At 66.3% G+C, this 25,964-nt stretch carries 31 protein-coding genes and 1 pseudogene; 18 read left to right on the top strand and 14 right to left on the bottom strand.

Annotated elements, in window-relative coordinates; all coding sequences use genetic code 11:
* Window positions 1-8: 8 nt before the first annotated feature.
* Complete coding sequence (locus BG61_RS21050; RefSeq protein WP_035924943.1) at window positions 9-626, top strand: glutathione S-transferase family protein; 618 nt, start codon at window positions 9-11, stop codon at window positions 624-626.
* Window positions 623-1,870 carry a multifunctional CCA addition/repair protein gene (locus BG61_RS21045; protein ID WP_035924940.1) on the top strand — a complete coding sequence of 416 codons (1,248 nt, stop codon included), beginning with the start codon at window positions 623-625 and terminating at the stop codon, window positions 1,868-1,870. The genes BG61_RS21050 and BG61_RS21045 overlap by 4 nt, the downstream gene beginning before the upstream one ends.
* A gap of 19 nt (window positions 1,871-1,889) precedes the next feature.
* Here the strand turns inward: BG61_RS21045 and BG61_RS21040 are convergent, their stop codons facing one another.
* Both BG61_RS21040 and BG61_RS21035 read right to left on the bottom strand, forming a co-directional pair.
* Complete coding sequence (locus BG61_RS21040; protein WP_035924937.1) at window positions 1,890-2,084, bottom strand: DUF2905 domain-containing protein; 195 nt, start codon at window positions 2,082-2,084, stop codon at window positions 1,890-1,892.
* A gap of 10 nt (window positions 2,085-2,094) precedes the next feature.
* Entirely contained in the window at window positions 2,095-3,300 is a 1,206-nt protein-coding gene (locus BG61_RS21035; protein ID WP_035924935.1) for a class I SAM-dependent methyltransferase, read from the bottom strand.
* Between the two features lie 13 nt (window positions 3,301-3,313).
* On the opposite strand from BG61_RS21035, the gene BG61_RS21030 reads away from it, so the two are divergent.
* The 5 genes from BG61_RS21030 to glmS all read left to right on the top strand — a co-directional run bounded on the left by BG61_RS21030 (window position 3,314) and on the right by glmS (window position 8,922).
* Entirely contained in the window at window positions 3,314-4,129 is an 816-nt protein-coding gene (locus tag BG61_RS21030; protein WP_035924932.1) for an SDR family oxidoreductase, read from the top strand.
* 83 nt (window positions 4,130-4,212) lie between these two features.
* A complete protein-coding gene (locus BG61_RS21025; protein WP_035924929.1) occupies window positions 4,213-4,614 on the top strand; it encodes a dihydroneopterin aldolase in 402 nt (133 codons plus the stop codon).
* Window positions 4,611-5,585 carry a tRNA 2-thiocytidine(32) synthetase TtcA gene (ttcA, locus tag BG61_RS21020; RefSeq protein WP_035924928.1) on the top strand — a complete coding sequence of 325 codons (975 nt, stop codon included), beginning with the start codon at window positions 4,611-4,613 and terminating at the stop codon, window positions 5,583-5,585. Before BG61_RS21025 ends, ttcA begins: the two co-directional genes overlap by 4 nt.
* Before the next feature lie 97 nt (window positions 5,586-5,682).
* Window positions 5,683-7,044: a bifunctional UDP-N-acetylglucosamine diphosphorylase/glucosamine-1-phosphate N-acetyltransferase GlmU gene (gene glmU / locus BG61_RS21015; protein WP_035924925.1), complete on the top strand. Its 1,362-nt coding sequence runs from the start codon at window positions 5,683-5,685 to the stop codon at window positions 7,042-7,044.
* 60 nt (window positions 7,045-7,104) lie between these two features.
* Window positions 7,105-8,922 (top strand): glutamine--fructose-6-phosphate transaminase (isomerizing), encoded by a 1,818-nt coding sequence (glmS, locus tag BG61_RS21010; protein WP_035924923.1) that lies wholly within the window; start codon window positions 7,105-7,107, stop codon window positions 8,920-8,922.
* Window positions 8,923-9,143: 221 nt separating this feature from the next.
* Here glmS and BG61_RS21005 read toward each other — a convergent pair whose 3' ends face one another.
* From BG61_RS21005 to BG61_RS20980, 7 genes and pseudogenes are all read right to left on the bottom strand, one after another.
* The gene (locus BG61_RS21005) at window positions 9,144-9,419 is read right to left on the bottom strand and encodes a hypothetical protein (protein WP_035924920.1); all 276 of its coding nucleotides are present in this window, start codon (window positions 9,417-9,419) and stop codon (window positions 9,144-9,146) included.
* A 700-nt stretch (window positions 9,420-10,119) separates the two neighbouring features.
* Complete coding sequence (locus tag BG61_RS21000) at window positions 10,120-10,425, bottom strand: hypothetical protein (protein WP_051672689.1); 306 nt, start codon at window positions 10,423-10,425, stop codon at window positions 10,120-10,122.
* Window positions 10,426-10,669: 244 nt separating this feature from the next.
* Window positions 10,670-10,936: a hypothetical protein gene (locus tag BG61_RS41340; protein ID WP_129572020.1), complete on the bottom strand. Its 267-nt coding sequence runs from the start codon at window positions 10,934-10,936 to the stop codon at window positions 10,670-10,672.
* A gap of 440 nt (window positions 10,937-11,376) precedes the next feature.
* Window positions 11,377-11,940, bottom strand: coding sequence for a carboxymuconolactone decarboxylase family protein (locus tag BG61_RS20990; RefSeq protein ID WP_035924918.1), 564 nt, complete (start codon window positions 11,938-11,940; stop codon window positions 11,377-11,379).
* A gap of 117 nt (window positions 11,941-12,057) precedes the next feature.
* Window positions 12,058-12,377 (bottom strand): annotated as a pseudogene (locus BG61_RS44050) (aspartate aminotransferase family protein); the annotation flags it as partial.
* A 112-nt stretch (window positions 12,378-12,489) separates the two neighbouring features.
* A complete protein-coding gene (locus tag BG61_RS20985; RefSeq protein ID WP_035925028.1) occupies window positions 12,490-12,762 on the bottom strand; it encodes a cupin domain-containing protein in 273 nt (90 codons plus the stop codon).
* 88 nt (window positions 12,763-12,850) lie between these two features.
* A complete protein-coding gene (locus BG61_RS20980; RefSeq protein WP_035924915.1) occupies window positions 12,851-13,123 on the bottom strand; it encodes a hypothetical protein in 273 nt (90 codons plus the stop codon).
* A 547-nt stretch (window positions 13,124-13,670) separates the two neighbouring features.
* Here BG61_RS20980 and arsC point away from each other — a divergent pair.
* The 5 genes from arsC to BG61_RS20960 all read left to right on the top strand — a co-directional run bounded on the left by arsC (window position 13,671) and on the right by BG61_RS20960 (window position 17,377).
* Complete coding sequence (gene arsC, locus BG61_RS20975) at window positions 13,671-14,093, top strand: arsenate reductase (glutaredoxin) (RefSeq protein WP_035924914.1); 423 nt, start codon at window positions 13,671-13,673, stop codon at window positions 14,091-14,093.
* 146 nt (window positions 14,094-14,239) lie between these two features.
* On the top strand, window positions 14,240-14,524 hold the full coding sequence (locus BG61_RS20970; protein ID WP_035924911.1) for a hypothetical protein: 285 nt from the start codon (window positions 14,240-14,242) through the stop codon (window positions 14,522-14,524).
* A 45-nt stretch (window positions 14,525-14,569) separates the two neighbouring features.
* The gene (locus tag BG61_RS42875) at window positions 14,570-14,746 is read left to right on the top strand and encodes a hypothetical protein (protein ID WP_158447092.1); all 177 of its coding nucleotides are present in this window, start codon (window positions 14,570-14,572) and stop codon (window positions 14,744-14,746) included.
* 109 nt (window positions 14,747-14,855) lie between these two features.
* Complete coding sequence (locus BG61_RS20965) at window positions 14,856-16,028, top strand: GGDEF domain-containing protein (RefSeq protein ID WP_035924910.1); 1,173 nt, start codon at window positions 14,856-14,858, stop codon at window positions 16,026-16,028.
* A 344-nt stretch (window positions 16,029-16,372) separates the two neighbouring features.
* Window positions 16,373-17,377 carry a porin family protein gene (locus BG61_RS20960; protein WP_035924908.1) on the top strand — a complete coding sequence of 335 codons (1,005 nt, stop codon included), beginning with the start codon at window positions 16,373-16,375 and terminating at the stop codon, window positions 17,375-17,377.
* Window positions 17,378-17,388: 11 nt separating this feature from the next.
* Here BG61_RS20960 and BG61_RS20955 read toward each other — a convergent pair whose 3' ends face one another.
* Together BG61_RS20955 and BG61_RS20950 are read right to left on the bottom strand one after the other, a co-directional pair.
* Window positions 17,389-17,886: an MgtC/SapB family protein gene (locus BG61_RS20955; RefSeq protein ID WP_035924905.1), complete on the bottom strand. Its 498-nt coding sequence runs from the start codon at window positions 17,884-17,886 to the stop codon at window positions 17,389-17,391.
* A gap of 35 nt (window positions 17,887-17,921) precedes the next feature.
* Window positions 17,922-18,395, bottom strand: coding sequence for an Lrp/AsnC family transcriptional regulator (locus tag BG61_RS20950; protein ID WP_035924903.1), 474 nt, complete (start codon window positions 18,393-18,395; stop codon window positions 17,922-17,924).
* 164 nt (window positions 18,396-18,559) lie between these two features.
* Between BG61_RS20950 and BG61_RS20945 the strand changes: the two genes are divergently transcribed.
* Both BG61_RS20945 and BG61_RS20940 read left to right on the top strand, forming a co-directional pair.
* The gene (locus tag BG61_RS20945) at window positions 18,560-19,573 is read left to right on the top strand and encodes a 1-aminocyclopropane-1-carboxylate deaminase (RefSeq protein WP_035924902.1); all 1,014 of its coding nucleotides are present in this window, start codon (window positions 18,560-18,562) and stop codon (window positions 19,571-19,573) included.
* Window positions 19,574-19,772: 199 nt separating this feature from the next.
* On the top strand, window positions 19,773-20,171 hold the full coding sequence (locus BG61_RS20940; protein ID WP_035924899.1) for a RidA family protein: 399 nt from the start codon (window positions 19,773-19,775) through the stop codon (window positions 20,169-20,171).
* A gap of 60 nt (window positions 20,172-20,231) precedes the next feature.
* Here BG61_RS20940 and BG61_RS20935 read toward each other — a convergent pair whose 3' ends face one another.
* Window positions 20,232-20,858 (bottom strand): alpha-ketoglutarate-dependent dioxygenase AlkB family protein, encoded by a 627-nt coding sequence (locus BG61_RS20935; protein WP_035924896.1) that lies wholly within the window; start codon window positions 20,856-20,858, stop codon window positions 20,232-20,234.
* Window positions 20,859-21,146: 288 nt separating this feature from the next.
* Here BG61_RS20935 and BG61_RS20930 point away from each other — a divergent pair, with 288 nt between their 5' ends.
* Window positions 21,147-21,569, top strand: coding sequence for a response regulator (locus BG61_RS20930; protein WP_035924894.1), 423 nt, complete (start codon window positions 21,147-21,149; stop codon window positions 21,567-21,569).
* An 18-nt stretch (window positions 21,570-21,587) separates the two neighbouring features.
* Here the strand turns inward: BG61_RS20930 and BG61_RS20925 are convergent, their stop codons facing one another.
* Both BG61_RS20925 and BG61_RS20920 read right to left on the bottom strand, forming a co-directional pair.
* A complete protein-coding gene (locus BG61_RS20925) occupies window positions 21,588-22,394 on the bottom strand; it encodes an endonuclease/exonuclease/phosphatase family protein (protein ID WP_035924891.1) in 807 nt (268 codons plus the stop codon).
* A 44-nt stretch (window positions 22,395-22,438) separates the two neighbouring features.
* Entirely contained in the window at window positions 22,439-22,960 is a 522-nt protein-coding gene (locus BG61_RS20920) for a hypothetical protein (protein WP_035924889.1), read from the bottom strand.
* Between the two features lie 316 nt (window positions 22,961-23,276).
* Between BG61_RS20920 and BG61_RS42870 the strand changes: the two genes are divergently transcribed.
* The 3 genes from BG61_RS42870 to BG61_RS20910 all read left to right on the top strand — a co-directional run bounded on the left by BG61_RS42870 (window position 23,277) and on the right by BG61_RS20910 (window position 25,860).
* Window positions 23,277-23,441 (top strand): hypothetical protein, encoded by a 165-nt coding sequence (locus BG61_RS42870; RefSeq protein WP_158447091.1) that lies wholly within the window; start codon window positions 23,277-23,279, stop codon window positions 23,439-23,441.
* A 156-nt stretch (window positions 23,442-23,597) separates the two neighbouring features.
* Window positions 23,598-24,575, top strand: coding sequence for an AAA family ATPase (locus BG61_RS20915; RefSeq protein ID WP_035924887.1), 978 nt, complete (start codon window positions 23,598-23,600; stop codon window positions 24,573-24,575).
* A gap of 184 nt (window positions 24,576-24,759) precedes the next feature.
* The gene (locus BG61_RS20910) at window positions 24,760-25,860 is read left to right on the top strand and encodes an NAD(P)/FAD-dependent oxidoreductase (protein WP_035924884.1); all 1,101 of its coding nucleotides are present in this window, start codon (window positions 24,760-24,762) and stop codon (window positions 25,858-25,860) included.
* The last annotated feature ends 104 nt before the right edge of the window (window positions 25,861-25,964 follow it).

The following is a 25,964-nucleotide window of genomic DNA, read 5'->3' as shown; positions in this document are numbered from 1 at the left end:
GCGTGCCTATGAAACTCGTTATCGGTGACAAGAACTCGTCGTCCTGGTCGATGCGGCCGTGGCTCGTGCTCCGGCACTTCGACATTCCCTTCGAGGAAGTGCTGATCCGTCTCGGCCAGCCCGACACGAAGGAGACAATCCGCCGGTATTCGCCGTCGTGCAAGGTGCCGTGCCTCATCACCGATTCGGGCGAGGCGGTCTGGGAATCGCTCGCGATCATCGAAACGCTTGCCGAGTGCTTCCCGCAGCTCGCGATGTGGCCGCGCGACGCCGCGGCGCGCGCGCGGGCGCGCAGCATCAGTGCGGAGATGCACGGCGGTTTCGCCGACATGCGCCGCGACATGCCGATGGACATCCGCACGATCGCGCCGGGCTCGGGCGCGTCGCCGGAGGCGCTGGAAAACGTCGCGCGGATCGACGAGATCTGGCGCGAGTGCCTCGCCGCGCACGGCGGGCCGTTCCTGTTCGGCGAATTCTCGATCGCCGACGCGATGTTCGCGCCCGTCGTGATGCGCTTCAATTCCTACGCGCCGCCGCTCGGCGACGAGGCGCGCGCCTACGTGAAGCGCCTGACCGCGCTGCCGGCGGTCGCCGCCTGGATCGAAGGCGCGGCCCGCGAGCGATGAACATCTACGCCGTAGGCGGCGCGATCCGCGATGAACTGCTCGGCGTGCCGGTGACGGACCGCGACTACGTCGTGGTCGGCGCGACGCCCGAGCAGATGGCGGCGCAGGGCTACCGGCCGGTCGGCAAGGACTTTCCGGTGTTCCTGCATCCGCAGACGCACGAGGAATACGCGCTCGCCCGCACGGAACGCAAGACGGCGGCGGGCTATCACGGCTTCCAGTTCTACTATTCCCCAGACGTAACGCTGGAAGAGGACCTCGCTCGCCGCGATCTCACCATCAATGCGATGGCGCGCGCCGTCAGCCCCGACGGCGCGCTTACCGGCCCGGTGATCGATCCGTTCGACGGCCGCGCCGATCTCGAAAAGCGCCTGTTCCGGCACGTGGGAGCAGCGTTCGTCGAGGACCCGGTGCGCATCCTGCGGATCGCGCGTTTCGCCGCGCGCTTCGCGGACTTCCGCGTCGCGGACGAGACGCGCGCGCTGATGACGAAAATGGTCGAAGCCGGCGAGGTCGATGCGCTCGTGCCCGAGCGCGTCTGGCAGGAAGTGTCGCGCGGGCTGATGGAGGCGACGCCGTCGCGCATGTTCGGCGTGCTGCGCGACTGCGGCGCGCTCGCACGGGTGCTGCCGGAAATCGATGCACTCTGGGGCGTGCCCCAGCGCGCCGACTATCACCCGGAAGTCGACACCGGCGTGCACGTGATGATGGTGCTCGATTACGCCGCGTCACAGGGATTCGCGCTGCCGGTGCGCTTTGCCGCGCTCACGCACGACCTGGGCAAGGCGACGACCCCGGACGACATCCTGCCGCGCCACATCGGCCACGAAGGCCGCAGCGTCGATCTGCTCCGGCCGCTGTGCGAGCGGCTGCGCGTGCCGAACGAAAGCCGTGATCTCGCGCTGCTCGTCGCGCGGGAGCACGGCAACATTCATCGCGTGATGGAAATGGGGCCCGCGGCGCTGGTGCGCCTGTTCGAGCGCTGCGATGCGCTGCGCAAGCCGGCGCGCTTCGCGGAGGCGCTGCAGGCGTGCGTTGCCGACGCGCGCGGGCGGCTCGGGATGTCGCAGCAGCCCTATCCGCAGGCCGAGCGGCTGCGCGAGGCGCTGGTGGCGGCGCGTGCCGTCGACGCGGGCGCGGTGGCGGAGCGTTACGCGAGCGAGCCGGCGAAGATCAGGGATGCGGTCCACGACGCCCGCGTGGAAGCGGTGAAGGCGGCGCTGGAACAGGCGGGCGCGCAGTGACCCGGTGCGCGGGCGGCGTTCAGAGCGCCCGCGCGATCAGCGACAGCAGAATCGAGAGCAGCAGCGTCGACATGAACGGGAACGGATACTCGCGCCCGAACAGGCGCAGCGTGAAATCGCCCGGCAGGCGGCCGATGCCGAGCTTTCTCAGCCACGGCCAGCACGCCGACAGGATCGACAGCGCGACGAAGGTGGTCAGCAGCCAGCGGATCATGACAGCGCACCTATAGCGTGTGCGAGCGGTCGCCCGAGGCGAACGCGTCGAGCGTATCGGCGATGCCGCGCGAAAACGCGATCACCTTGAACAGCTCGCCCATTTCCGCCTCCGACAAGAGCTTCTGAACCGCGTTCGCCGCCGGCAGGAAGCGCTTGACGTCGGCGGGGTCGATGTCCGAGAGCACGTCGGTGATGCCCGCGTTCATCAGGAAACGCGCCTGCGACGTGAAGCCGAGCAGATCCGCCCCCGTTTCCACGCCGGCCTGCGCGATTCCCGTGAATTCCACGTGCGCCGTGATGTCCTGCAGGCCGGGGTACAGGAACGGATCGGCGTGCGCGCGGTGCCGGTAATGGCACATCAGCGTGCCGCCCGCGCGCTGCGCGTGATAGAACTCGTGGCGCGGAAAGCCGTAGTCGATGAAAAAGGCCGCGCCGCGCGTGAGCATCGCGCAGACGGTCCTCGTGAACGCCATGGCCGCTTCGTGTGTCTCCGTCACGTATTCCATGAAGAGCTCGTCGTTCGCTTCGTCGATGGCCGCGTCGATCGTGGCGACGAGCGGGTCGCCGGCAACCAGCCTGTCGTCGAAGGCGAAGCGCCCGTTCTGCGCCACGACGCCGCGCTCGTGCCACGCACCGAGCTTGCGCACGACGAGCCGCACCGGCATCGCGTCGAGCACTTCGTTGCCGATCACGACGCCGTCGAACGCCTGCGGCAGCGCGTCGAGCCATTTCACCTTCGATGCCAGCGCCGGCGCGTTTGCCTCGATCGTCGCGCGCTGGCGCTCGCGCAGCTCGCCCGACAAGTCGACGATCGTGTAGCGCTCGAACGGCACGCCCAGTTCGGCGAACGCGTTGAGCAGCCCGGCCGCGAGCTTGCCCGTGCCCGCGCCGAATTCCATCAGGTCGCGCGTGCCGCTGTCGGCGAGCGCCTGCGCGAGCGGGCGCGCGAGCGTCGCGGCGAAAAGCGGCGACAGTTCCGGCGCCGTCACGAAGTCGCTGCCGTCTTCCGCGCGGCGGCCGAATTTCGTCGCGCCGCCGCTGTAGTAGCCAAGGCCTGGCGCGTAGAGCGCAAGTTCCATATAGCGGCTGAACGGCAGCCAGCCGCCCGCTCCGGCGATTTCGGCGCGGATCAGCGCGGTGAGCGCTTCGGACTGCGCGAGCGCGTCAGGGCCGGGAGCAGGTAAACTATCGGTTTGTCGAGCATTCGGATTCATTCCAGCATTGTAAATGAGCGTTTCTTCTTCAGTTTCCGCGTCCCGCAATCGCCGCGTGGTGCTCGTCACCGGCGCGGCGAAGCGCATCGGCCGCGGCCTCGCGCTCGGCTTCGCGGAGCGCGGCTGGGACGTCGCCGTGCATTACGGCGAATCGGCGGAAGAGGCGCGCCAGGTCGTCGATGAAATCGTTGCCCTCGGGCGGCGCGCCGTCGCGCTGCAGGCCGACCTCGCCGTGGAAGCGCAGGTCTTGCGGCTCGTGCCTGCGTGCATCGAGGCGCTCGGCGGCCTCGCCTGCGTGGTGAACTGCGCATCGCGCTTCGACGAGGACACGGCGCAGACCTTCGGCTACGCGAAACTGCTGGAAATGACGGCGGTCAACCTCGCCGCGCCGGTCGCGCTCGCCCGCGCGCTGCACGAAACGGTGCCGGACGCCGCCGTCGACGACGAGACCGAGCGCGGCGTCGTGATCAACGTGCTCGACCAGAAGCTGTACAACATGAATCCCGACTACCTGTCCTACACGCTGACGAAGGCCGCGCTGGAAAACGCGACCGTCGCGCTGGCGCAGGCGCTCGCGCCGAAGCTGCGCGTCGTCGGGCTCGCCCCCGGCCTCACGCTGATTTCGGCCGGCCAGACGCCCGCGACGTTCGAGGCGGCGCATCGCGTGACGCCGCTCGGCCGTGCGTCGCGCGTGGAAGACCTTGCCGCGGCCGCCTGCTATCTGGCGAGCGCGCACGGCGTGACGGGCACGACCCTTCTCGTCGATGGCGGCCAGCATCTGGTGCCGAGCCCGCGCGACGTGATGTTCATGATCGGCAATCAGGGCTGAAACGCGCGCGTTCGGCCGGGCAATGCCGGCCGTCGCGTGTCCGACAACGATTGAAAGACACGCCAAACCTACTGGAACCGACCATGCTTGCCGCACTTTCGCATCCCCGGCTCACCGACTGCCGGCGGCTTTTTCTGCGCAATTACGAAGTGCGCATCAACATCGGCGTGCATGACTTCGAGAAGAAGGGCGAGCAGCGCGTCGTGATCAACGTCGAACTGTTCGTGCCGCTCGCGCTTTCGACGCCTGTCGAGGACAAGCTGCGTGAAGTGGTCGATTACGACTTCATGCGCTCGACCATCGCGCAGCGCGTCGAGCGCGGGCACATCCACCTGCAGGAGACGCTCTGCGACGATGTCGCCGCCGCGCTCCTCGCCCATCCGCAGGTGCGGGCGGTGGTCGTGTCGACGGAGAAGCCCGACGTCTATCCCGACTGCGACGCGGTGGGCGTCGAAGTCTTTCGCATCAAAGAGGAACGCGCATGAACACGCCCGCTCAAGCCGAAGTGCTGCACGACGCGCAGGCGAAAGCGCAGGCGCCCGAGCGCGCCGCGCTCACGCGCCGCGAGCAGAAGGAAGCCTACGAGAACAACAAGCTCTTCAAGCGGCTCGCGCGCCAGGTCGGGCAGGCGATCGGCGACTACAACATGATCGAGCAGGGCGACAAGGTGATGGTGTGCCTGTCGGGCGGCAAGGACAGCTACGCGCTGCTCGACGTGCTGCTGCGCCTGCGTGAGCGCGCGCCGATCGACTTCGAGATCGTGGCCGTGAACCTCGACCAGAAGCAGCCGGGCTTTCCTGAGCACGTGCTGCCGGAATATCTGGCGAAGCTCGATATTCCGTTTCACATCGAGAATCAGGATACGTACAGCATCGTCAAGCGCCTCGTGCCCGAGGGCAAGACCACCTGCTCGCTGTGCTCGCGGCTGCGCCGCGGCATCCTGTATCGCGTGGCGGGCGAACTGGGCGCGACGAAGATCGCGCTCGGCCATCATCGCGACGACATCCTGCAGACGCTGCTGCTCAACATGTTCTACGGCGGCAAGCTGAAGGGCATGCCGCCCAAGCTGCAATCCGACGACGGCAAGAACGTCGTCATCCGGCCGCTTGCCTACGTGAAGGAAACCGATCTGGAGAAGTACGCCGAACTGCGCGAATTCCCGATCATTCCGTGCAACCTCTGCGGCAGCCAGCCGAACCTGAAGCGCGCCGAGATGAAGGCGCTGATCCGCGAATGGGACAAGCGTTTTCCGGGGCGCGTCGAGAACATGTTCAACGCGCTCGGCAACGTGGTGCCCTCGCATCTCATGGATCACCAGTTGTTTCCGTTCGCCGGTCTGCGCGCGACGGGCGAGGCGGATCCGCAGGGCGATATCGCGTTTGATGAAGAACCGTGCGCGAGCGAACCGTCAGGTGCGCCAAACACCATTTCAATCGTGCCGTTCGACGTTCGGTAAGAGCGTTGCGCAGTAAGGCCGAGCGTGGGTTCGGCCGCATTGGGCACGATTGCTGCATGCTATATTGACTCCTCCCAAAACTTACGAAACTGACGCGATGAATATCGTGATTCTGGCGGCAGGCATGGGCAAGCGCATGCATTCCGCCTTGCCCAAGGTGCTCCATCCGCTGGCTGGCAAGCCGCTGCTGTCGCATGTCATCGATACCGCGCGTTCGCTCGAACCGACGCGCCTCGTCGTGGTCATCGGACATGGCGCCGAGAAGGTGCAGGCAGCGGTTGCCGCGCCCGACGTGCAGTTCGCCGTGCAGGAGCAGCAGCTCGGCACGGGCCATGCCGTGCAGCAGGCGCTGCCGTTCGTCGATCCGTCCGTGCCGACGCTCGTGCTCTACGGCGACGTGCCGCTCACGCGGGCGAGCACGCTGAAGCGCCTCGTCGATGCCGCGGAGAACGGCCGCTACGGCGTGCTCACCGTGACGCTCGACGACCCGACCGGCTACGGGCGCATCGTCCGCGATGCGAAGGGCGCGGTGCGCAAGATCGTCGAGCAGAAGGATGCGAGCGCCGAGGAGCGCGGTATCGCGGAGATCAACACCGGCATCGTCATCACGCCGACGCGGCAACTGGCCTCGTGGCTCGCAGCACTCAAGAACGACAACGCGCAGGGCGAGTTCTATCTCACCGATGTCGTCGAGCGTGCGCTCGAAGCGGGCGTCGATGTCGTGACGTCGCAGCCCGACGAAGAGTGGGAGACGCTCGGCGTGAACAGCAAGCAGCAACTCGCCGAACTCGAGCGCATTCACCAGCGCAACGTGGCCGACGACCTGCTGGTGGCAGGCGTGACGCTCGCCGATCCGGCGCGCATCGATGTGCGCGGCACGCTGCAATGCGGGCGCGATGTGTCGATCGACGTCAACTGCGTGTTCGAAGGGCGCGTGACGCTCGCGGACAACGTGACGATCGGCCCGAACTGCGTGATTCGCGACGCGGCGATCGGCGCGGGCACGCGCGTCGACGCGTTTACGCACATCGAGGGCGGCACGACGGGCGCGCATGTCGTGCTCGGTCCGTATGCACGGCTGCGCCCGGGCGCGATCCTCGGCGACGACGTGCATGTCGGCAACTTCGTCGAAGTGAAGAATGCGGTGTTCGGGCAGGGATCGAAGGCGAATCACCTTTCCTATGTCGGCGACTCGGATGTCGGCGCGCGCGTGAACATCGGCGCGGGCACGATCACGTGCAACTACGACGGCGCGAACAAGCATCGCACCGTGATCGAAGACGACGTGTTCGTCGGCTCCGATTCGCAGCTCGTCGCGCCGGTGCGCGTCGGGCGCGGCGTGACGATCGCGGCGGGCACGACGGTATGGAAGGACGTAGGCGAAGGCGAACTGGTGCTGAACGAGAAGACGCAGGTGAGCAAGAGCGGTTACGTGCGGCCGGTCAAGAAGAAAGCCTGAGAACGCATTCGGCGAGGCGCGCCACGCGCCCGCGATCAAACTTGAGAGGGATGGAAGACCATGTGTGGAATTGTCGGCGCGGTTGCGCAACGTAACATCGTCCCGGTGCTGGTCGAAGGACTGCGCCGCCTCGAGTATCGCGGCTACGACTCGTGCGGCGTCGCCGTGCTGAGCCACGGCGAGCCGCGGCGCGCGCGCAGCGTGGCGCGCGTGGCGGATCTCGACGCGCAGGTGCGCGACTCGCGCCTCGAAGGCGTGACGGGCATCGCGCACACGCGCTGGGCGACGCACGGCGCCCCGGTGACGGACAACGCCCACCCCATCTTTTCACGCGACGCGGTCGCGCTCGTGCACAACGGCATCATCGAGAACTACGAGTCGCTGCGTGAAATGCTGCGCGGCAAGGGCTACGAGTTCGTGTCGCAGACCGACACCGAAGTCATCGCGCACCTGATCCACAGCATGTATCGCGGCGACCTGTTCCAGACGGTTCGCGACGCCGTGAAGCAACTGCACGGTGCGTATGCGATCGCCGTGATCCACAAGGATCAGCCGCATACGGTGGTGGGCGCGCGGCAGGGTTCGCCGCTCGTCGTCGGTGTGGGCGAGGGCGAGAACTTCCTCGCCTCCGATGCGCTCGCGCTAGCGGGCAGCACCGACCGCTTCGCGTTCCTCGAAGAGGGCGACGTGGTCGAGATCACGCTCGACGGCGTGAAGATCGTCGATCGTGAAGGCGCGCCCGCCCAGCGCGAAGTGCGCGTGGTCGCGGCATACGGCGGCGCGGTCGAACTCGGGCCGTATCGCCATTTCATGCAGAAGGAGATCTTCGAGCAGCCGCGCGCGATCACCGACACGATCCCGCAAACCGAGCAGTTCGATCCGGTGCTCTTCGGGGCCGAAGCGGGCAAGGCGTTCAGCGAGATCGACAACCTGCTGATTCTCGCGTGCGGCACGAGCTACTACTCGGGGTTGACCGCGAAGTACTGGCTCGAATCGGTCGCGAAGATTCCGACGCAGGTCGAGATCGCGAGCGAGTATCGCTATCGCGAATCGGTGGCGGATCCGAAGGCGCTGGTGGTCGTGATCTCGCAGTCGGGCGAAACCGCCGATACGCTCGCCGCGCTCAAGCACGCGCAGTCGCTCGGCCACAAGCACACGCTCGCGGTTTGCAACGTCGCGACGAGCGCGATGGTGCGGCAGACCGAGTTGTCGTTCCTGACGCACGCGGGCACGGAGATCGGCGTGGCGTCGACGAAGGCCTTCACGACGCAACTGGCGGGCCTCTTCGTGCTGGCGGTTACGCTCGGCAAGCTGCGCGGCTACGTGGACGCGAAGCAGGAGACCGCCTATCTCGCGCAGTTGCGGCACCTGCCTGCGGCGCTCAACAGCGTGCTCGCGCTGGAGCCGCAAATCATCGCGTGGGCGGAGGAATTCGCGCGCAAGGAAAATGCGCTCTTCCTCGGACGCGGCCTGCACTATCCGATCGCGCTGGAAGGCGCACTGAAGCTCAAGGAGATTTCGTACATCCACGCGGAGGCCTACCCCGCGGGCGAGCTGAAGCACGGGCCGCTCGCGCTCGTCACCGAGGCGATGCCGGTGGTGACCGTCGCGCCGAACGACACGCTGCTCGAAAAGCTGAAGTCGAACATGCAGGAAGTGCGCGCGCGCGGCGGCGAACTGTATGTCTTCGCCGATGCGGATACGCGCATCACGAGCGAGGACGGCATCCATGTCATCCGCATGCCGGAACACTACGGGCTGTTGTCGCCGATCCTGCACGTGGTGCCGTTGCAACTGCTCGCGTACCACACGGCGTGTGCGCGTGGCACGGACGTGGACAAGCCGCGGAATCTCGCAAAGTCGGTGACAGTCGAGTGAGGATCAACGGATAAGGCAGTGAATACTGTCGCAAGAAGACGATGAACCCTGGCCGGCGGGCGCCGTTATGCCCGTCGGTATTTCAGCGAGCCCTGTTCCTTGGAACAGGGTTTTTTTTGTCCTTTCGCCGCGGGGCTCGCAGCCGGTGACGATGTGCCCGCACGCCGCTGAGCTTCGGTGATCGCATCGAGCATCGCGTGCCTCGTGCCTTGCGGCGGACGTCAGCTTGGCGCGGTGTGTCCCCGATCGGACGTGCCGGACCGTCTTTGGATGAAGTCCTCTAGAAGCAGTCGCAGGTCCGCCTCGCTCGGACGCGTGCCCCAGCGGCTGTTGCCCGCGACCGAAGCGACGGCAAACCACGAATGGGGCGGAAACAGTTCTTCCAGGACGATTGCACCGTCGAGCATCCGCAATCGCCCGGTATCGGGGCGGAATTCGACCGAGAGCGTGCCGTCTTGCACACGCACAACGGTAACAAGCGGGTTGGGACCGGCCATGCTGACCTCATCCGTCTGGTCGCCGGCGCAACGATGCGCCGGCCGATGCGGCAGTGCAGCAATGCCCGTGCCGGATCTCCCGGCACACGCGCACCGCAATGGCTCATGCGGGGGTGTCACCGAGATGGCTGTGTGTTCGGCGGCATAAACACGACGGCTCAATCGTTTACGTGAAGGAGCAGGTCGGAGGAGCAGATTCGCACGCTCGCGTTCTATCGTCGGGAGCGAGACGGCAGCGGGCGCGCCTGCGAGTACGGGCGAACGGCAAGAACGCAAGAAGGCCGCCCGGCGCAGGCACGCAGCCGGATGACGGGGCTGCTGGCCTCCGCGTAAATCCGGAGCCGGAGCGCAACCGGCCGTTCGCCGAATAGCTTGCAAGAGCGCGTGCTTTCCCTGATATCGCGCGGCCGTGCGTGAGCCAGCGCGATCGAGCGCGCGCGCTGTGCGGAGCCGCGCATTTCCTCAGAACAAATTCGTGCGGTGCCCGACTAACGCGATCGCGGCTCGTCCATATGATATTAGCGTCAGAGCCCGGAAGGCTCGACGCCGACGCCAAATGGGGATTGGCGAGAAGAATGCAAAGAATCGGCATACCCGATTGACCCGCAACAGCGATGTCCGCGGGTCTTTTTATTTCGGGCGGCAGGCCGCATGCGCGCCTGCCGCTCAATGCTTCTGCACTGTTCCTGCACCAGCTTCATCAGACCGCAGTGGGTTCGCTGCCTGCGAACGTATCGCCGGGGTCGTCGCCGGTGTAGCTGCTCAGGCCGGTGCGCCGCATCGCGTAGTTCGCGATCACGAGGTAGAGATCGGCTTCGTTCGGGCGCGTGCCCCACCGGCTCTTGCCCGCCACCGATGCAATGGCGAACCAGGAGTGCGGCGGGAACATTTCGGCCACCAGCGCGCCGCCGTCCAGGATTCTCAGCCGACCCGTGTCCGGGTGGAACTCGGCGCTCATCGTGCGGCCGCACGCCTGCACACTCGCCATGACCGGTTTCGCTTTCATCACGACTTCCTCAAGACCTGGCGCGTCGCTGACAGGAATCACGCGACGTCCATGAAGGAACGAAGCTCGGTTGCCGTCCGAAATGCATCCCGCCGACACCGAGGCCGAGCGTTCACTCGATGTCCGGGTTCAAGCGGCATCACGCCGGGTCGATGCGCGCGATGCGGTCATGCAGTCAGGCCGTAGTGCAATCATGCAGTTGAAAAGGAGGGCGTCGTGTGGGGACGCCCTCTTGCGACGCCGGTTATTGCCCGAAGAAGATGTCGCAGTTCGGTGCCGTGCTGCAGCCGCTTTGCCGGTAGCCGCCTGCTGCCATGCTCTTGCCGGCAGCCATGCCGCCATACGAGGAGTCGTCAGCCGATTGTGCGGGTGCTTGCGCATTTTGCTGGGCGGCCGGTTGTGTGCTTTCAGATGCTTCTTGTGCGTACGCTGCGCCGGTGATGACGAAGAGGCCCGCGGCGGCGGTGGCGAGGAAAAGGCGTGATTTCAATTTCAGCTCCGTGATGGACATGCGCAAGCCGCCGGGAATGCGCTTCCCGGCTTCCTGCAACTGGGGATCGACGCTCGTCCTGGCAGTCGACGCGGCGCCGGGCCATTGCAGGCGCGTGCCGGGGTGACGGTGCACATCTCGAGGGTGAGCGAACCTAAAGCCGGTGGCAGACGCGTGCTTCGCGCCTCATGCCGGACTTGAACGTTGGCTTTGCAACACGGCGCGACGCTGGCCGCGCGTTTGACAGGAAGGCGCCGATTCGCTGCACCGGTTTCTGTCGAGGAGACCTCGTAGGTCTGAATGCGCATCAGAAGTGCGCAGTACCTACCTTATATTGGCCACGGGAGGCGGAACAATCCTCCGTAAGGAGGGCGTCCTTGGAGGGGGTGTCGCCCATGCCGCCCATGCCGCCCATGTCGCCAGTGCCGCCAATGCGCACGGCACCGGCGACGACAGGCAACTCACGCTTTCATTTCCGCGAACGGCAACTCGGTCTGCCCCTGCGCGCGCATGCCGAACGCGTTGAGCGTCATCGCGACGAGCGAGTAATAGCCGAGCAGCCCCACCAGGTTTACGACGACCACATGACCGAAGCGCCCGACCGCGCGCCCGTAAGTCTCGTCGCTTACGCGCTTCGATTCGTGCAGCTCCGTTGCGAAGCCGTGGATCAATGCGTCGTCGTCGTTGTCGAAAGCGGGCGCGCGGCCTTCGCGCAACGCATCGGCCACATGTGCGGGAACGCCTGCGTCGAGCGCGATCGGATAGTGGATGTGCCACTCGGCCTGCGATCGCCAGTGCGCGGCGGTCACGAGAATCGCGAGCTCCGAAAGACGCAGCGGCAGGCCCGTCTTGTAGCGGCAGAATGCACCGAGCCGCTGCGCATGCTGCGCAAGCTCGGGGCTGTGGATCCAGCCGAGAAACGGGCCGTTGAGATTGCCACGCGGCCCGCTCAGGATTTCCTGCAATACGGCCTTCTGTTCGTCTGTCGCATCGGCGATGTGGAAGTCGGGAAGTCTGCTCGTCATGAAGTGCTCCGGGGAATGCGTGTTCGCTTTCCTGAGGCGCCGACGCGGCGAATGCGCCGCACAGCCGCCCGCGCGGCGCAGAAAGCGCAGAAAGAATAAGGCAGGCGTGTGATCGTGTCATCGGGAGCAGGCGTCGATGGCGCCCGTCCGCCGCTCGACGAGCGTTTCGATCTGCTGTGACATGCAGATGAACGGCGGCGCGAGCAGGACATGATTGCCTGCACGGACACCGACGGTGCCGCCCATCGGATAGACCATCAGTCCGCGCTTGATCGCCTCGCTCTCGATGCGCGCGTTCAGCTTCTTCTTCCGATTGAACGGGCTTTGGTGGCGCCGTCCTCGACCCGTTCGACGCCGATGAAGAAACCTCGCCCGCGAACGTCGCCGGCGTGCGGATGCTCGGCGTAGTGGCCGCGCAACTGCTCGCCGCGCACTCGCGGATCACGCGCCGCACCTCGAGCGCGGCGGGCTTGGCAGGGTGTTGCGACGGGGATCGACGACGGCCGATGCGGCTCTGGCGGAAAAGCGTTTCGTGCAGCGGGCGGCCGCTCACTTGCGGCCGACGAGATACCTGACCCCGGCGGGCCCGTATCGCTCGGAGTGCGCTTCGTTCGCGCGCAGATGAAAGATGTCGCCCGCGCGATAGTGCTGTTCCGTCTCGCCGGTCCGGATCGTCAGTTCGCCTTCGAGGATCAGCGCCTTCGCCTCGAAGGGATGGGCGTGGACGTCGAGCGCTTCGTCCGGCTCGCGCGCCACCGTCACGACTTCGTCGAATCCTTCGCCGGCGAGTGCGGCGACGAATGCGTCGCGGTCCGTATCGATCACGTCGTGCAGGATGTCTGTGCCTGTCGGATGGAGGGAAGGGCGCGGCCGATGGCGAATCGGGCCGCCGCCCTTCACGGCGCGCTCATCAGTTGCCGAAGAAGATATCGCACTGCGGTCCTGGCAGGCAGGTCCGCGAGGTCATTTTTCCGGCCGCGCTGCGTGTGGCGGGCGTGCCGCCATACGACGGATCGGCTGCGGATTGCGAGGGCTTCGCGTTATGCTGCAACGAGGGCTGACCCATCGCGCTCGTGTCCGGCGTGACCGGTTGCGTCGCTTGATAGGCATCTCCTGCGAACGCGGGCCCTGCCGCCACGAGCAGTAAAGCGGCGACGGCCGCCAGTATCAGACGTGATTTCATGTCGACTCCTATGAGAAGAGCGAAGGTCGCGTGAGACCTGGGCTTCGATGTTCGCTGTATTGAGCCTCCGCCCGCTAAACGCGTGGAAAGCAGACGCAGCGTTGTCACGCGAGCGAATGTCGGGCCGGATCTCGGCCGCGCGGGCCGGCATGCCGAACTAGTTAGGTTGCTACCTGAAGACCGCACGCTGATGGTGCGAAGCAGTGCGGGGCGCCGAGGAAAGCTGGCGAAGGGCCCGGTGGGCCGCAAGCACATAAATGCCGCGCTGCAAGAGTGTTATAGCCCGCGGACACACGAATTGACAGTACATTCGCAGGCGCGGACCCGATGCGGCGGGCATCGGCGGCGAGCGCCGACGCTGCTTCGCGGTGCGCAAGAGCAGGCTCGAAGCGCGGGCTCAAAGCGCGAGCTCAAAGCGCAAGCTCGAAGCGCGCCCGGACGCATCGCGGCCCGCGCGCAAACGGTCCGCACGCGGGCCCGACACGCCCGCAGCCCCTAAAATGAGGGAAAAGCAGCAAGCCAACGGACGAACAAAAGGAGCGCCATCATGACCACCACGATCTATCACAACCCGCAATGCGGCACGTCGCGCAACACGCTTGCGCTGATCCGCAACGCGGAGATCGAGCCGAAGGTCGTCGAGTATCTGGTTCATCCGCCGAGCCGCGAAACGCTGACCGGCCTGATTGCCCGCGCCGGCATGACCGTGCGCGAGGCGTTGCGCGAGAAGGGCACGCCGTACGCGGAACTCGGCCTCGACGACCCGATGCTCAGCGACGATCAGCTCATCGACGCGATGCTCGCCCACCCTATCCTCATCAACCGGCCGTTCGTGGAGACGGAGCTCGGCGTACGGCTGTGCCGGCCGTCGGAGCGCGTGCTCGACATCCTGCCGTCGCAGCAGAAGGGGCCGTTCACGAAGGAGGACGGCGAAGTCGTTATCGACGAGACGGGAAAGCGGGTGCTTTGACGCCTGTCAGGACCGCCCAGGCGCGGCGAGCGGGCCGTTACCGCGCGTTACTTTTCTCGCAGCGCTGTTGCACCTGTGTCGGATATCGCCCTCTAGACTGCATCGCGTGGTCACTGACATGCACCGCTGGTGCAAGGAGAAGCGATATGAACAAGAAAATTCTCGGGGCGGTTCTGGGTGTTGCCGTGCTGGCGGCGTCCTCGGCGGCGTCGGCGCATGTGGATCTGGCGGTGGGCATCGGCGTGCCCGGCTACTACGCGGCGCCGCAGCCGGTGTACGTCGCGCCGCCGCCACCCGTGGCCGTGGCGTATGGCTACGGTTATGACGACGGCGGCTGGCGCGCACGCGAATGGCGTGAGCGGCGCGAGCGCCACTGGCGCCACGAAGCGCGCCGCGAGGAGCGCTGGCGCGAGCGTCACGGCTGGGATTGATCCGGCAATGCAGGCGGACGGTGCGCCGTCTGCCCGACCGATCGAATGGCGGCGTTGCCGCCATTTTTGTTTTCAGCCGATGGCGCCGTCAGCCGGCGCAAGGACGAAAGCACGAAAGCACGAAGAGGTGAATTTCTCCGCAAGCGGCCAAATCTGTCAGCTTTACTCAAGATTTGCACGATTTCCGCCGATAAACCGATGGCACCGCTGGCGATCGCGTGAACACACCGCAACCCGATGCGTCGCATCCGAACCGCAGCCGCCGCTACATCCATCGCACATCGTGCATCAAGCGCCCGCCGCGGCCGGGCGAATCCATTAACCTGCACCGATGTTCAGTCCAGTCAGCATCCTCGTCGTCACCGTCCTGTCGAGCGTTCTCTCGATCCTGGTGCTGATCTCGCTCCTGCCGCACGCGATCGCGGGCGTGCGGCGCTGGATCTGGGCGAACGTGCTGGCGATCGTCTCGCTCGTGCTCTTTTCGATGCAGGGCGTGCTGCCGGCGGCGCTCGGCATCGTGGCCGCGAACCAGTTGCTCGCCGCGACGATTCTCCTGATCTTCGAGGGCTGCAACGAGTTCTTCGCCATCCGCCCGAGTGCCGCGCGCGCGTACACCGGCTGGATCGCGTGGCTCGCGGTGATGGCGGGAATCGTCTACTTCACCTATGCGGTTCCCGATACCCATGTGCGTGTCGTGATCGTCTCGGCGTTTCGAGCAGCATGCGATCTGGCGATCGCCGGGCGCGTGCTGCTGTCGCGCCCGCCGGAGCGGCCGCGCTACAACTATCTTTTCGTCGCCGGCGTGGCGCTGCTGGGCGGCGCGGGGCACATCGTGCGCGGCGCGATCTACGCGGTTGCGCCGCCGCCGCAAACTGCGCTGCTGCAACCGGGGCCAATGCAGGTCGCGTTTCTCGCCATCGGCATTCTGGTGCTGCCGTCGCTGTGCATCGGGCTCGTGATGATGGCGCACGACCGGCTTGCGCAACGTCTGGAGCGGCTCGCGCGCTTCGACGATCTCACCGGCGCGCTGTCGCGCAAGGCGTTCCTGGAACTGGCCGGGGCGCGGCTCAGGCGCCCCGCACAGGACGGCATGCGTGAATACGTGGCGGTGGTCGACGTCGATCACTTCAAGAGCGTGAACGACCGCTACGGCCACGCCGCGGGAGACGAGGTGCTGCGCCATTTCGCGTCGACGGTGAGCGCGCGCCTTCGCCGCGGCGACGCGTTCGGGCGCATCGGCGGCGAGGAGTTCTGCCTGATCTGCGCGGCGGCGCATGCCGTTGACGTCACGGCGCTCGTCGAGCGGCTGCGGCAGACGGTGGAGTCCACGCCCTGCCCGGTGCCGGGTGGAGCGCTGCGCTACACGTTCAGCGCGGGTATCGCAGGCTGGGACGGGCGCGAGTCGCTCGCGTCGCTGCTCGCGCGCGCCGACTCGCTGCTCTATGCGGCGAAAGTCGGGGGGCGCAACCGTGTGGAGGCGTCGGCGCTGGACGAAGCCGCCTGAAAGCTTCCGAAGTATGCACGCAAGTACTAAGCAAGCCGGCGTGGCAAGCCGCGCGGACCGGCACACGGCGTTGTCCAGACCGGCGCGAGCTGTCGCAAAAATAATTCACTGCTTTCGGCGCGCTTGCGCAGCGAAAAGTGCGATCCTGCCAAGGCTGTTAGGATTCTTGTCTCAATAAAAAATCCTGGGACATCGACATGATCCGTCTTCGCATGCCGGGTTCGAAAATTCGTGTAATCCGCGCGCCGCACCCGTTGTGGCGCCATGCAGCTGAAAGCAGAATGTCAGCAGTTTTCGCCGGCGCGGCAGGTCGCCGGCGCTCGCGGGAAGACGGTGGAACGCGCATGGCGGGCCATGTCCGCGTTCAGCGGCTCCTCGGTCCGTCGGCGCTCGGCGCGCTCCTTTTCGCCGCATCGGGGGCGGTGCACGCGCAGGAGTTTTCGTTGTCGGGCGGGGTGTCGCGCAGTTCCGGCGAGCACACGTATTCGTGGGCGGCGGCCTACGAGCAGGGGCTCGGGGAATACTTCGCCGCGAGCTTCACCTGGCTCAACGAGGGCCACGTGACGGACCATCACCGTGACGGCCAGGCGATCCAGCTCTGGGCGCGCCTGCCGCTTGCGCAGCGGCGGCTCGTTCTGTCGGCGGGCGCGGGGCCGTACCGCTATTTCGACACCTCGACCGCGGAGCAGGGCGGCAGCTACTCCAACACGCACGGCTGGGGCGGCGTGTTCAGCCTGCGCGCCCAGTACTACTTCGCGAACCGCTGGATCGCGCAATTTCAGGTGAACCGCGTGCAGGTGCAGCGCGGCCCGAACTCGACGGCGGCGCTCATCGGCATCGCCTACCAGCTCGATGCGCCGGACACGCCGGGCCCGCGCGACTGGGCGCCGAGCCGCACGACCAAGGTCACGAACAACGAAGTCACCGCGTATCTCGGCCAGACGATCGTCAACAGTTCGAGTTCGCAGACGGCGCTCGGCGCGGCGCTCGACTACCGGCGCGGCCTCTGGAATTACGTGGACTGGACGATCGGCTACCTGCACGAAGGCAATGCCGACCTCGTGCGCCGGGACGGCATCACGACCCAGTTGTGGGCGACGCGGGGATTCTTCAACGACCGTCTGACGCTCGGCCTCGGCGCCGGGCTCTATTACGCAGTGCGCCAGAACTCGGAACCCGATATCACCGGCGACAACGACGCCGACGACCGCCTGGCGGGCATCATCTCGGTGTCGGCGTCGTACCGGCTCGGCGATCACTGGAGCACGCGGGTCACGTGGAATCGCATCGTCACGCGCTATAACCGCGACACCGACGTGATTCTCGCGGGCCTCGGCTACCGCTTCTAGCGGGCGGGCGCTCAGTCCTCGTCGGCGAACGCGCGCGCCGCGCGCTCCTCGGCCGGCTTGCGCATCCACTGGCGGTGCAGCGCCTTTTCCACCATGCGTCCCACGGTGAGGAGCAGGATCAGGATCAGCGTCGCGATCGCCGCGACGCTCCAGATGCCGAGGCCGCACACGATGCCCACCGCCGCCGTGACCCAGATCGACGCGGCCGTGGTGAGCCCGCGAATGCGGTTCTGGCCCGGATTCTGGACGATCACGCCCGCGCCGAGAAAGCCGATGCCCGTCACGATGCCCTGCACGGCGCGCGAGACATCGGCGTTCACGGAGAGCGTGTGGCTCGAAAAGCCCATCGCGGCCATGGTCGCGAGGCACGCGCCGAGCGCCACCAGCCCGAGCGTCTTCATGCCGGTGGGTTTGCCATGCAGGTCGCGGTCGATGCCGATGATGCAGCCGATCAGGACCGCGCTCAGCATGCGGATCACGACGTCCATGAGAACGGGGTAGGGGAGCATTTGGGGGTTCCGGTTGTATCGTCGGCGCCAGCGGGTCAGAACAGCAATTGTCCGTCCAGTTTGACCTCGTTCATCACGAAGAACGTGCGGACCTGCCGCACGTTGGGCAGTCCGAGAATCTTCTCGCTGTGAAAGACGTTGAACGCGGCGAGATCGCGCACCCGCACCTTCAGGAAGTAGTCGACATCGCCCGCGACCAGCACGCATTCGAGCACCTGCGGCAGATCGCGCGCCGCGCTTTCGAATTCCGCGAAGCTTTCCTGCGTCGAACGGTCGAGCACGACGCCCACCAGCACGAGCACCGGCCGCTGCACGGCGGCGGGATCGATTCGCGCGTGCACGCCCTGGATCACGCGCAGGTCGAAGAGGCGCTTCGTGCGGTTCCAGCAGGCCGCCGCGGAAAGCCCGACCAGTTTCGCCAGTTCCGCGTTGCTGAGGCGGCCGTCGTTCTGGAGCGCGCGCAGGATCTTGCGGTCGGTCGAGTCGAGCGTGATTTCCTGTTCTTCCATGATGAAGATTCTTCTTTATCTATGACTTAAAAAATAATAAATAACGGTAATTGCAAAGAATACCAAACTTATTTCTGAAGCAAGGGTTTTTGATCAAAGCACCTTCTTCGCGATAATTCCTAGAATGGGTGCTGAATTCGTCCCCTGTTCATCAAGGACCCGCTATGGCACTCGATCTCGAAAAGCGCTTCGGCCGCATCTCGCTCGGCTTCTTTCCGTCGCCGGTTCATCGGCTTAACCGTCTGTCGGATGCGCTCGGCGTTTCCGTGTGGGCGAAGCGCGATGACGTGTCGTCGGGCCTCGCGTTCGGCGGCAACAAGATCCGCAAGCTCGAATGGCTCGCCGCCGACGCCGTGAAGCAGGGCGCCGATACGCTCGTCTCGATCGGCAACATCCAGTCGAATCACACCCGGCAGGTCGCGGCGGTCGCGGCGGTGCTCGGCATGCGCTGCCGCCTCGTGCAGGAGGAATGGACGCACTGGGACGACCCCGTGTACGACAAGGTCGGCAACATTCTGCTGTCGCGGCTGATGGGCGCCGAGACGCTGCTCGAAGGCGAAGGTTATTCGACCGAGGTGAAGCAGACGTGGGAGCGCGCGCTCGAACAGGTGCGACGCGAAGGAGGCAAGCCGTACGCGATTCCGGCGGGCGCGTCGGATCATCCGCTCGGCGGCCTCGGCTACGCCAATTTCGCCGACGAACTCGAGCGGCAGGAAAAGGAGATGGGCCTTTTCTTCGACACCGTGATCACCGCCACCTGCACCGGTTCGACGCAGGGCGGGATGGTCGCGGGCTTCAAGGCGCAGGAGCGGCCGCGCCGGCTGATCGGCATCGATACCGCCTGCGATGAGGCGATGACGCGCCGCGCCGTGACCAAGATCGCGCGGCAGACGGCGGAGCTGATCGGCATCGGCAAGCCCATCGAGGACGCCGACGTGATCATCGACCCGCGCTTCGCCGGCCCCGACTACGGCCTGCCCGACGCGCCGACCATCGATGCGATCCGCACGGCCGCCCGGCTGGAGGCGATGCTCACGGACCCGGTGTACGAGGGCAAGTCGATGGCGGGACTGATCGCGATGGCGAAGGCGGGCGAGATTCCGAAGGGCGCGAACGTGCTGTACGTGCATCTCGGCGGCGCGCCGGCGCTCAACGCATATCACAAGGCGTTCGCCTGATCGCGCCGGTCGCGCCGGTCGTGCCGATCGCGCGCGTGACCTGGCGGGAGCAGGGCACGCGCGCATGCGCGCGGCCGGGCGTCCCGGCGGCGGCGAACTGCTGCCGCGGCCGGCGCGCAGCGAGCATGGCGGCGGCGCGCTTTTTGGTGCGCTAACGTTCGCTGTTCAGCGTTTTTGCTTTCGTTACCAAGGAGCCTGTGTGTCCCAGCAACCCAAATTCACGATGGTCGATGCCGCGCCGACGCCGGTCGGCCCGTTCTCCCATGCCGCCGAAGCCGACGGCTGGGTCTTCCTGACCGGCCAGATGCCGACCGATCCCGCCGACGATAGCGCGCCGCTGCCCGAAGGCGTCGCGGCGCAGACGCGCCGCGTGATGGACAACCTGATTCTCGTGCTGGGCGGACTGGGCCTGACGCTCGACAACGTGGTGAGCGTGCGCATCTTCCTGACCGAGTTCAAGCGCGACTACGAGGCGATGAACGCGGTCTACAAGTCGTATTTCCTGCCGAAGCCGTTGCCGGCGCGGACCTGCGTCGGCGTGACGGGGCTTGCGCGCGATGCGCTCGTGGAGATCGATTTCGTCGCCAGGCGGCCTTGAAGCGGCGGTGAAGCGGCGGTGATGCGGCGGTGATGCCGCGGCTCGCCGCGCGCCGTTGCTTCAGGCGCTTCGCGACCTGCCGGGCCTGCCCCTCGGCGGCGCCGACGCATCGATCCACCGGAAGGTGAGATTGATCCGGTCGCCGCGCGCGTCCGGCTCCTTCGGCACGCGATGCACCCATTCCAGCTGCGTGCGCCCGCGCATCACGAGCAGGCTGCCGTGCGACAGCAAAAGCGTGTGCGTGGCGTGCGTGCGCGCGTGACGAAACTCGAAGGTCCGCGTGGTGCCGAGGCTCACCGATGCGATCACCGGCTCCGGCCCGAGTTCGCGTTCCTTGTCGGCGTGCCAGCCCATGCTGTCCTGTCCCGTGCGGTAGCGGTTGAGCAGCACGCTGTTAAAGCGCGTCTTCGACGCTTCTTCGGCACGCGTCCTCAGTTCCGCGACGGCGGGCGTCCAGGGCTGCGGCACGTTGCGGATGCCGGAATAGACATAGACGGCGTCCGGTTCCCCCTGCCATGCCGTGAGGCGCGGCAGCGGCACGCGGCCGCCGGGCGTCGTCATCGTGTCCTGCTGCCAGCGGACCTCGTCGATCAGCGCGGCCATCAGGTCGGACGCGGTGTCGGCGGCAAGCCAGTCCGGCTGCCAGTCGATGTCGGGCTTGGGGATGTCGTCGAAGAGGTCGAACATGGCGCGCGGTGCGGATGAGCGGCCGCATGGCGCGGCCTGAAGATCCACGATAGCAGACTGAAAAGCGTGGCGCCTTGCGAAGTCGGCGCGCGATCCTTGCGTCCCTGCTGTCTCGAAATGGTGCCGCAACGGCATCCGATCCGCGTCAAACATGCCGCAAAGGGCCGCCGGACAAGCCATAGGCGGATTTCCGCTTCTGGAACGCGTGTGCTAAAGTCGTCCGGACCTATCTTAAAAAGCGCATGATGGCTTTGGGCCGCCAGCGCCTTGCCAACCACGGGGAATCACATGAACACGATCGACGGCGCACGGGACGGCGCGGCAGATGCACGCCGTGTGCTGCTCGTCGACGACAGCGTCGATGCCGCGCAGGCCATGTCGATGCTGCTCGAAACGCTTGGCCACGACGTGCGCATGCTGCACGACGCCGCGGGCGCGCTTGCGATCGTCGACGCGTTTCAGCCCGAGGTGGTGATCCTGGACATCGGTTTGCCGGTGATGGACGGCTGCGAACTCGCGCGCCTGCTGCGCGCGCGGCCATCGACGCGCGATGCGCTTCTGCTCGCCCTCACCGGCTACGGCGGCGATGCCGACCGCCAGCGCGCGCTCGACGCGGGTTTCGATCATCACCTCGTGAAGCCGGTGTCGTTCACCGACCTCGAGGATCTCATCGCGCGCTCGTTCGGGCCGGACCGCACGCGCAACGTCTGAGCGCCCGGCGCCGGGCGGCTATTCCACGCGCAGCCGGGCCATATACGGAAGGTGATCGGAGAGCCACGCGGTGTCCTGCGTGGGCGTGATCCATTCGACCGGCTTCATGCCGCGCACGAACATCTTGTCGAGCGCGAGCGCCGGCGAGAACGCGGGGAAGGTCCGGCCCGATTCGCCGAGCAGCGTTGCCACCTCGTTCATCCCGAGCTCGCCGAAGAGCGGCACGGAATCGTTGCGCCAGTCGTTGAAATCGCCCGCCAGCACGAGCGGGCCGTCCGGCGCCTCTTTCGCGATCCAGTGCGCGATCCAGTTCATCTGACGCAGACGCGCCTGGCGCGTGAGCGCGAGGTGGGCGCACAGCAGCGTGATCGAGCGGCCGGCGAACGTCGCCCGCGCGACGAGCAGACCGCGCCGCTCGAAGCGATGTGCGGAGATGTCCCAGCGGCCGCTCAGATCGAGCGGATGCGGCGACAGGATCGCGTTGCCGTGCCGCCAGGACGGCTTGAACACGTTCGGACCGAGCGCGATCTGCAATTCGAGCGAGGTGGCGATTTCGGTTGCCTGGCAATGCCAGACGTCGTCGAGCGGGCCGTGCAGCGGATTGCCGAAGCCGGTGGCGAGCACCGGCTGCGGCATGCGCCGCGCCATCGCTTCCTGAAGGAAATACGCGTCCGCGTTGGTGGACTGCACCCAGCGCTGCATCGCGCTCCAGGCCTGGCGGCCGAGCGGCGAGCGGCCCTTGTGCAGGTTCCAGCTCACCGCCGTGAAATCGGGGGTTTCATGCGCGGCGGGAATGCTCGGCGGGAAATGTTCTGGGTTTCGCATGCTTTTGTATTGGGATCGGCGCGGCTCGTGCCGGATTCAGCGCGTCACTGAGCCGCCGCCGATGTAGTCAGGCTGGCGCGCACCCGGTACGCCAGCGAGGGGTTCTTGTCGACGATCTGCCAGCTGGTCCACTCGCCCGGCTTGAGCATGAGGCCCGGATGCGACGCGTTCACGACGCGCGGCTGCGGCGGGAGCTTGCAGCCCTGGGCCGTGGCGCGCGGCGTGTTCTCTTCGAGCGTTTCCTGGGCTTCGATGGCGAGCGTCACGTCGTCCGCGCTCGCGTGGACGGGCGAAATCGTGAGGGTGCGTTGCAGGTCGATGTCGCCGGCCGGCTTGTCGGCGCAGCCCACGCTGTTCTTCACGACGTGGTGATGCGTGTCCGTGCGCGCCTGGCCGACGTTCGTCGTGGCGGAGAACGCGTCGATCTGCTGGCCGTCGCGCAGCACCTGCAACTCCCACTTGACCGGCTGCGACGCGCTGGTTTGCGCGTGCGCGTCGACGTATGCGGCGAGCGATGCGCCGATGAACAGCGTGGTGAGAAGGCGGGTGGCGCTTCGTTTCAGCATCGAAAGGTTTCTCCTTGGCGCGGGTGGCGTGCGCGGCTTGCCGTGTGGACTTGTCCGACCGGACCGGCCGATCGGATACGTATTTCTGACTTGGCGCCGTGCGCCGGGTTCAGCAGACGGCGTGCATCCCGAAATGTGGGGTTTTGCACCGTGAACTCAATGGCGGATGTCGTCCGCTCGAACGCCCGCAGCAGGATCCGAACCCGCGTGCCACCGGCGTGCGCGAAGACGGAAACTCCCGATCATACAAGGGGTTCGGAACCGGTGCTTTCTGCATACTTTTTGACTGTTATAGCCGCGGCTCGCCGACTTCGCGATGCGCGCGCTCTATCAGCAGCACGCCAACCACAACACCACCATCCGGCACCTCGTCGCGGCGCTGAATGTGACCGAGCGCACGCTCCACATCGTGATGCGCGCAACCCCCGACGGATGGCGCCACACCGAGCAGGACGCCCGGCCCACAAGCGCCTGCGCCTGACGCCGGCCACGCGCGTCTTCCGGCGCGGACCGCAATTGCCGTCATCGCTGCCCTTTTTGCCCGAATTAGCAGCACACGCGTGCGATTGCTCGCTTGCGCGGCCTTTTGTCGTCGATACACTGAATCCATCGACTACATGAATTGACGGGGTGCGACATGACGACAGCCGTGGTCAAACAGGAACTTGCGGTCGCGTCGTTCAGCAAGGTCTACAGTCTCGACGACGTCGAGACCGCGCTGAACGACCTGCCCGATGGCGCGAGCGACGCGCTGCGCGCCACCTACGAAAAAATGCTCAAGGCGGGCAACCTGCGCTTTTGCGTGAAGCCGAACCGGATGCCGTCGATCGACGATCTCGTCGCCGACCTGCCAAATTTCGAGGAGCCGCTCGCCGACATCCGCAAGCAGATCGCGCTGTGCCTCGAAACCGAGGACCGGCTCGAACTCATGCCGATCCTGCTGCTCGGCGAGCCGGGCATCGGCAAGACGCATTTCGCGAAGCAGCTCGCGCGCCTCCTCGGCACCTCGTGCCACTACGTCGCGATGAGCTCGCTCACGGCCGGCTGGATCCTGTCGGGGGCGTCGTCGCAATGGCGCAATGCCAAGCCGGGCAAGGTCTTCGACGCCCTCGTGAACGGCAGCTACGCGAATCCGGTCATGACGGTCGATGAAATCGACAAGGCCACCGGCGACGCGCAGTACGACCCGCTCGGCGCGCTCTACGCGCTGCTCGAGCACGACACGGCTCAGGCGTTCATCGACGAATTCGCCGAAGTGCCGATCAACGCGGCCAACGTCGTGTGGATCGCGACCGCGAACGACGCCCGCGCGATTCCCGAGCCGCTCCTGAACCGCATGAACGTCTACGAGATACCGCCGCCCGATCGCGACGGCGCGCGCCGCATCGCGCAGTCGATTTATGACGAGATCCGCAATTCGCACGTGTGGGGCCGGCGCTTTCCGGAAACGCTCGGCGATGCGCCGCTCGAGGCGCTCACGCGCGCGTCGCCGCGCGCCATGCGCCGCGCGATGCTCAATGCGTTCGGCAACGCGCGCATCGACGGGCGGCATCACGTCGAGGCGCGCGACATTCAGCTCGATCACACTGCACGTAAGAAAGCGATTGGATTCTGAAAGGCCTCTATTTTGAAAACTTGCCAAAAAAGCTGTCGAAAGGCGGTTTTTTTGGCAAAAATCGGCGGAATTCTTGCCTTTTCCGGAATCACTTCGAAAAACGATGTAATCGAACTGTCGTTGTTGTGGAACACGCAATAGTCCAGAAAGTAGAATGCACCTGACGAGGCTGCACGGAAGGGACATGGACCAGATCGAGTGTGTAGTGATAGGGGCGGGCGTCGTTGGACTCGCGATAGCCCGGGCGCTGGCGGCACGCGGCAGGGAAGTCATGGTGCTGGAGGCGGGCGAGGGGATCGGCATCGGCACGAGTTCGCGCAACAGCGAGGTCATCCACGCGGGCATCTACTATCCGCGCGGCTCGCTGAAGGCCGAGCTTTGTGTGCGTGGCCGCGCGATGCTCTACGAGTTCTGCGAGTCGCACGGCGTGCCCCACCAGCGCTGCGGCAAACTGCTCGTCGCGACGGCGCGCAACCAGGTGCCGCAGCTCGCGGCGATCGAGCAGAAGGGCATCGAGAACCACGTGAACGGGCTCGTGCGCCTGAGCGGCGCCGAGGCGAAGGAGCTGGAGCCGCAGCTTCAGTGCGTGGAAGCGGTGTTTTCGCCTGAAACGGGCATCGTCGACAGCCATCAGTACATGCTCGCCCTCCTCGGCGACGCCGAGCGCCACGGCGCGAACATCGCGTTCCGCACGCCGGTTGCGTCGATCGACGCGAGCGAGGGCTGCTTCATCATCGAGACGGGCGGCGCGACGCCCACTCGCCTGCGCGCCACGCACCTGATCAACAGCGCCGGGCTTCACGCAAACGACATCGCGAGGCAGATCCGCGGACTCGACGACCGCCATGTGCCGCCGCTCTACTTCGCGAAGGGCAACTATTTCAGCGTGAGCGGGCGCGCGCCGTTCGACCGCCTGATCTACCCGATGCCGAACGAGGCGGGGCTCGGCGTGCATCTCACCATCGATCTCGGCGGCCAGGCGAAGTTCGGCCCGGACGTCGAATGGGTGCAGTCGATCAACTACGACGTCGATCCGAACCGCGCGAACGCGTTCTACGCGGCGATCCGCGCGTACTGGCCGGGCCTGCCCGACGGCGCGCTGCAGCCGGCCTACGCCGGCATCCGCCCGAAGCTGTCGGGGCCGGGCCAGGCCGCCGCCGACTTCATGATCCAGGGCAAGTCCGCGCACGGCGTGCGGGGCCTCGTAAATCTGTACGGGATCGAGTCGCCGGGGCTGACGGCGTCGCTTGCGATCGCCGAGCGGGTCGTGGAGATGATCCGCTAGGCGCGACGTTCCGACACGCCTTATCTATAAGATTTGTGTTTTTCGATGTCGCTCCGCGTTGATATGCTCGGGACGTCGCCGTCATCAGAATGGCGCATCCCCCA

This window comes from Caballeronia glathei, assembly GCF_000698595.1.
GTDB classification, from domain to species: Bacteria; Pseudomonadota; Gammaproteobacteria; order Burkholderiales; family Burkholderiaceae; genus Caballeronia; species Caballeronia glathei.
This window is presented reverse-complemented; position numbering and strand designations above follow the sequence as displayed.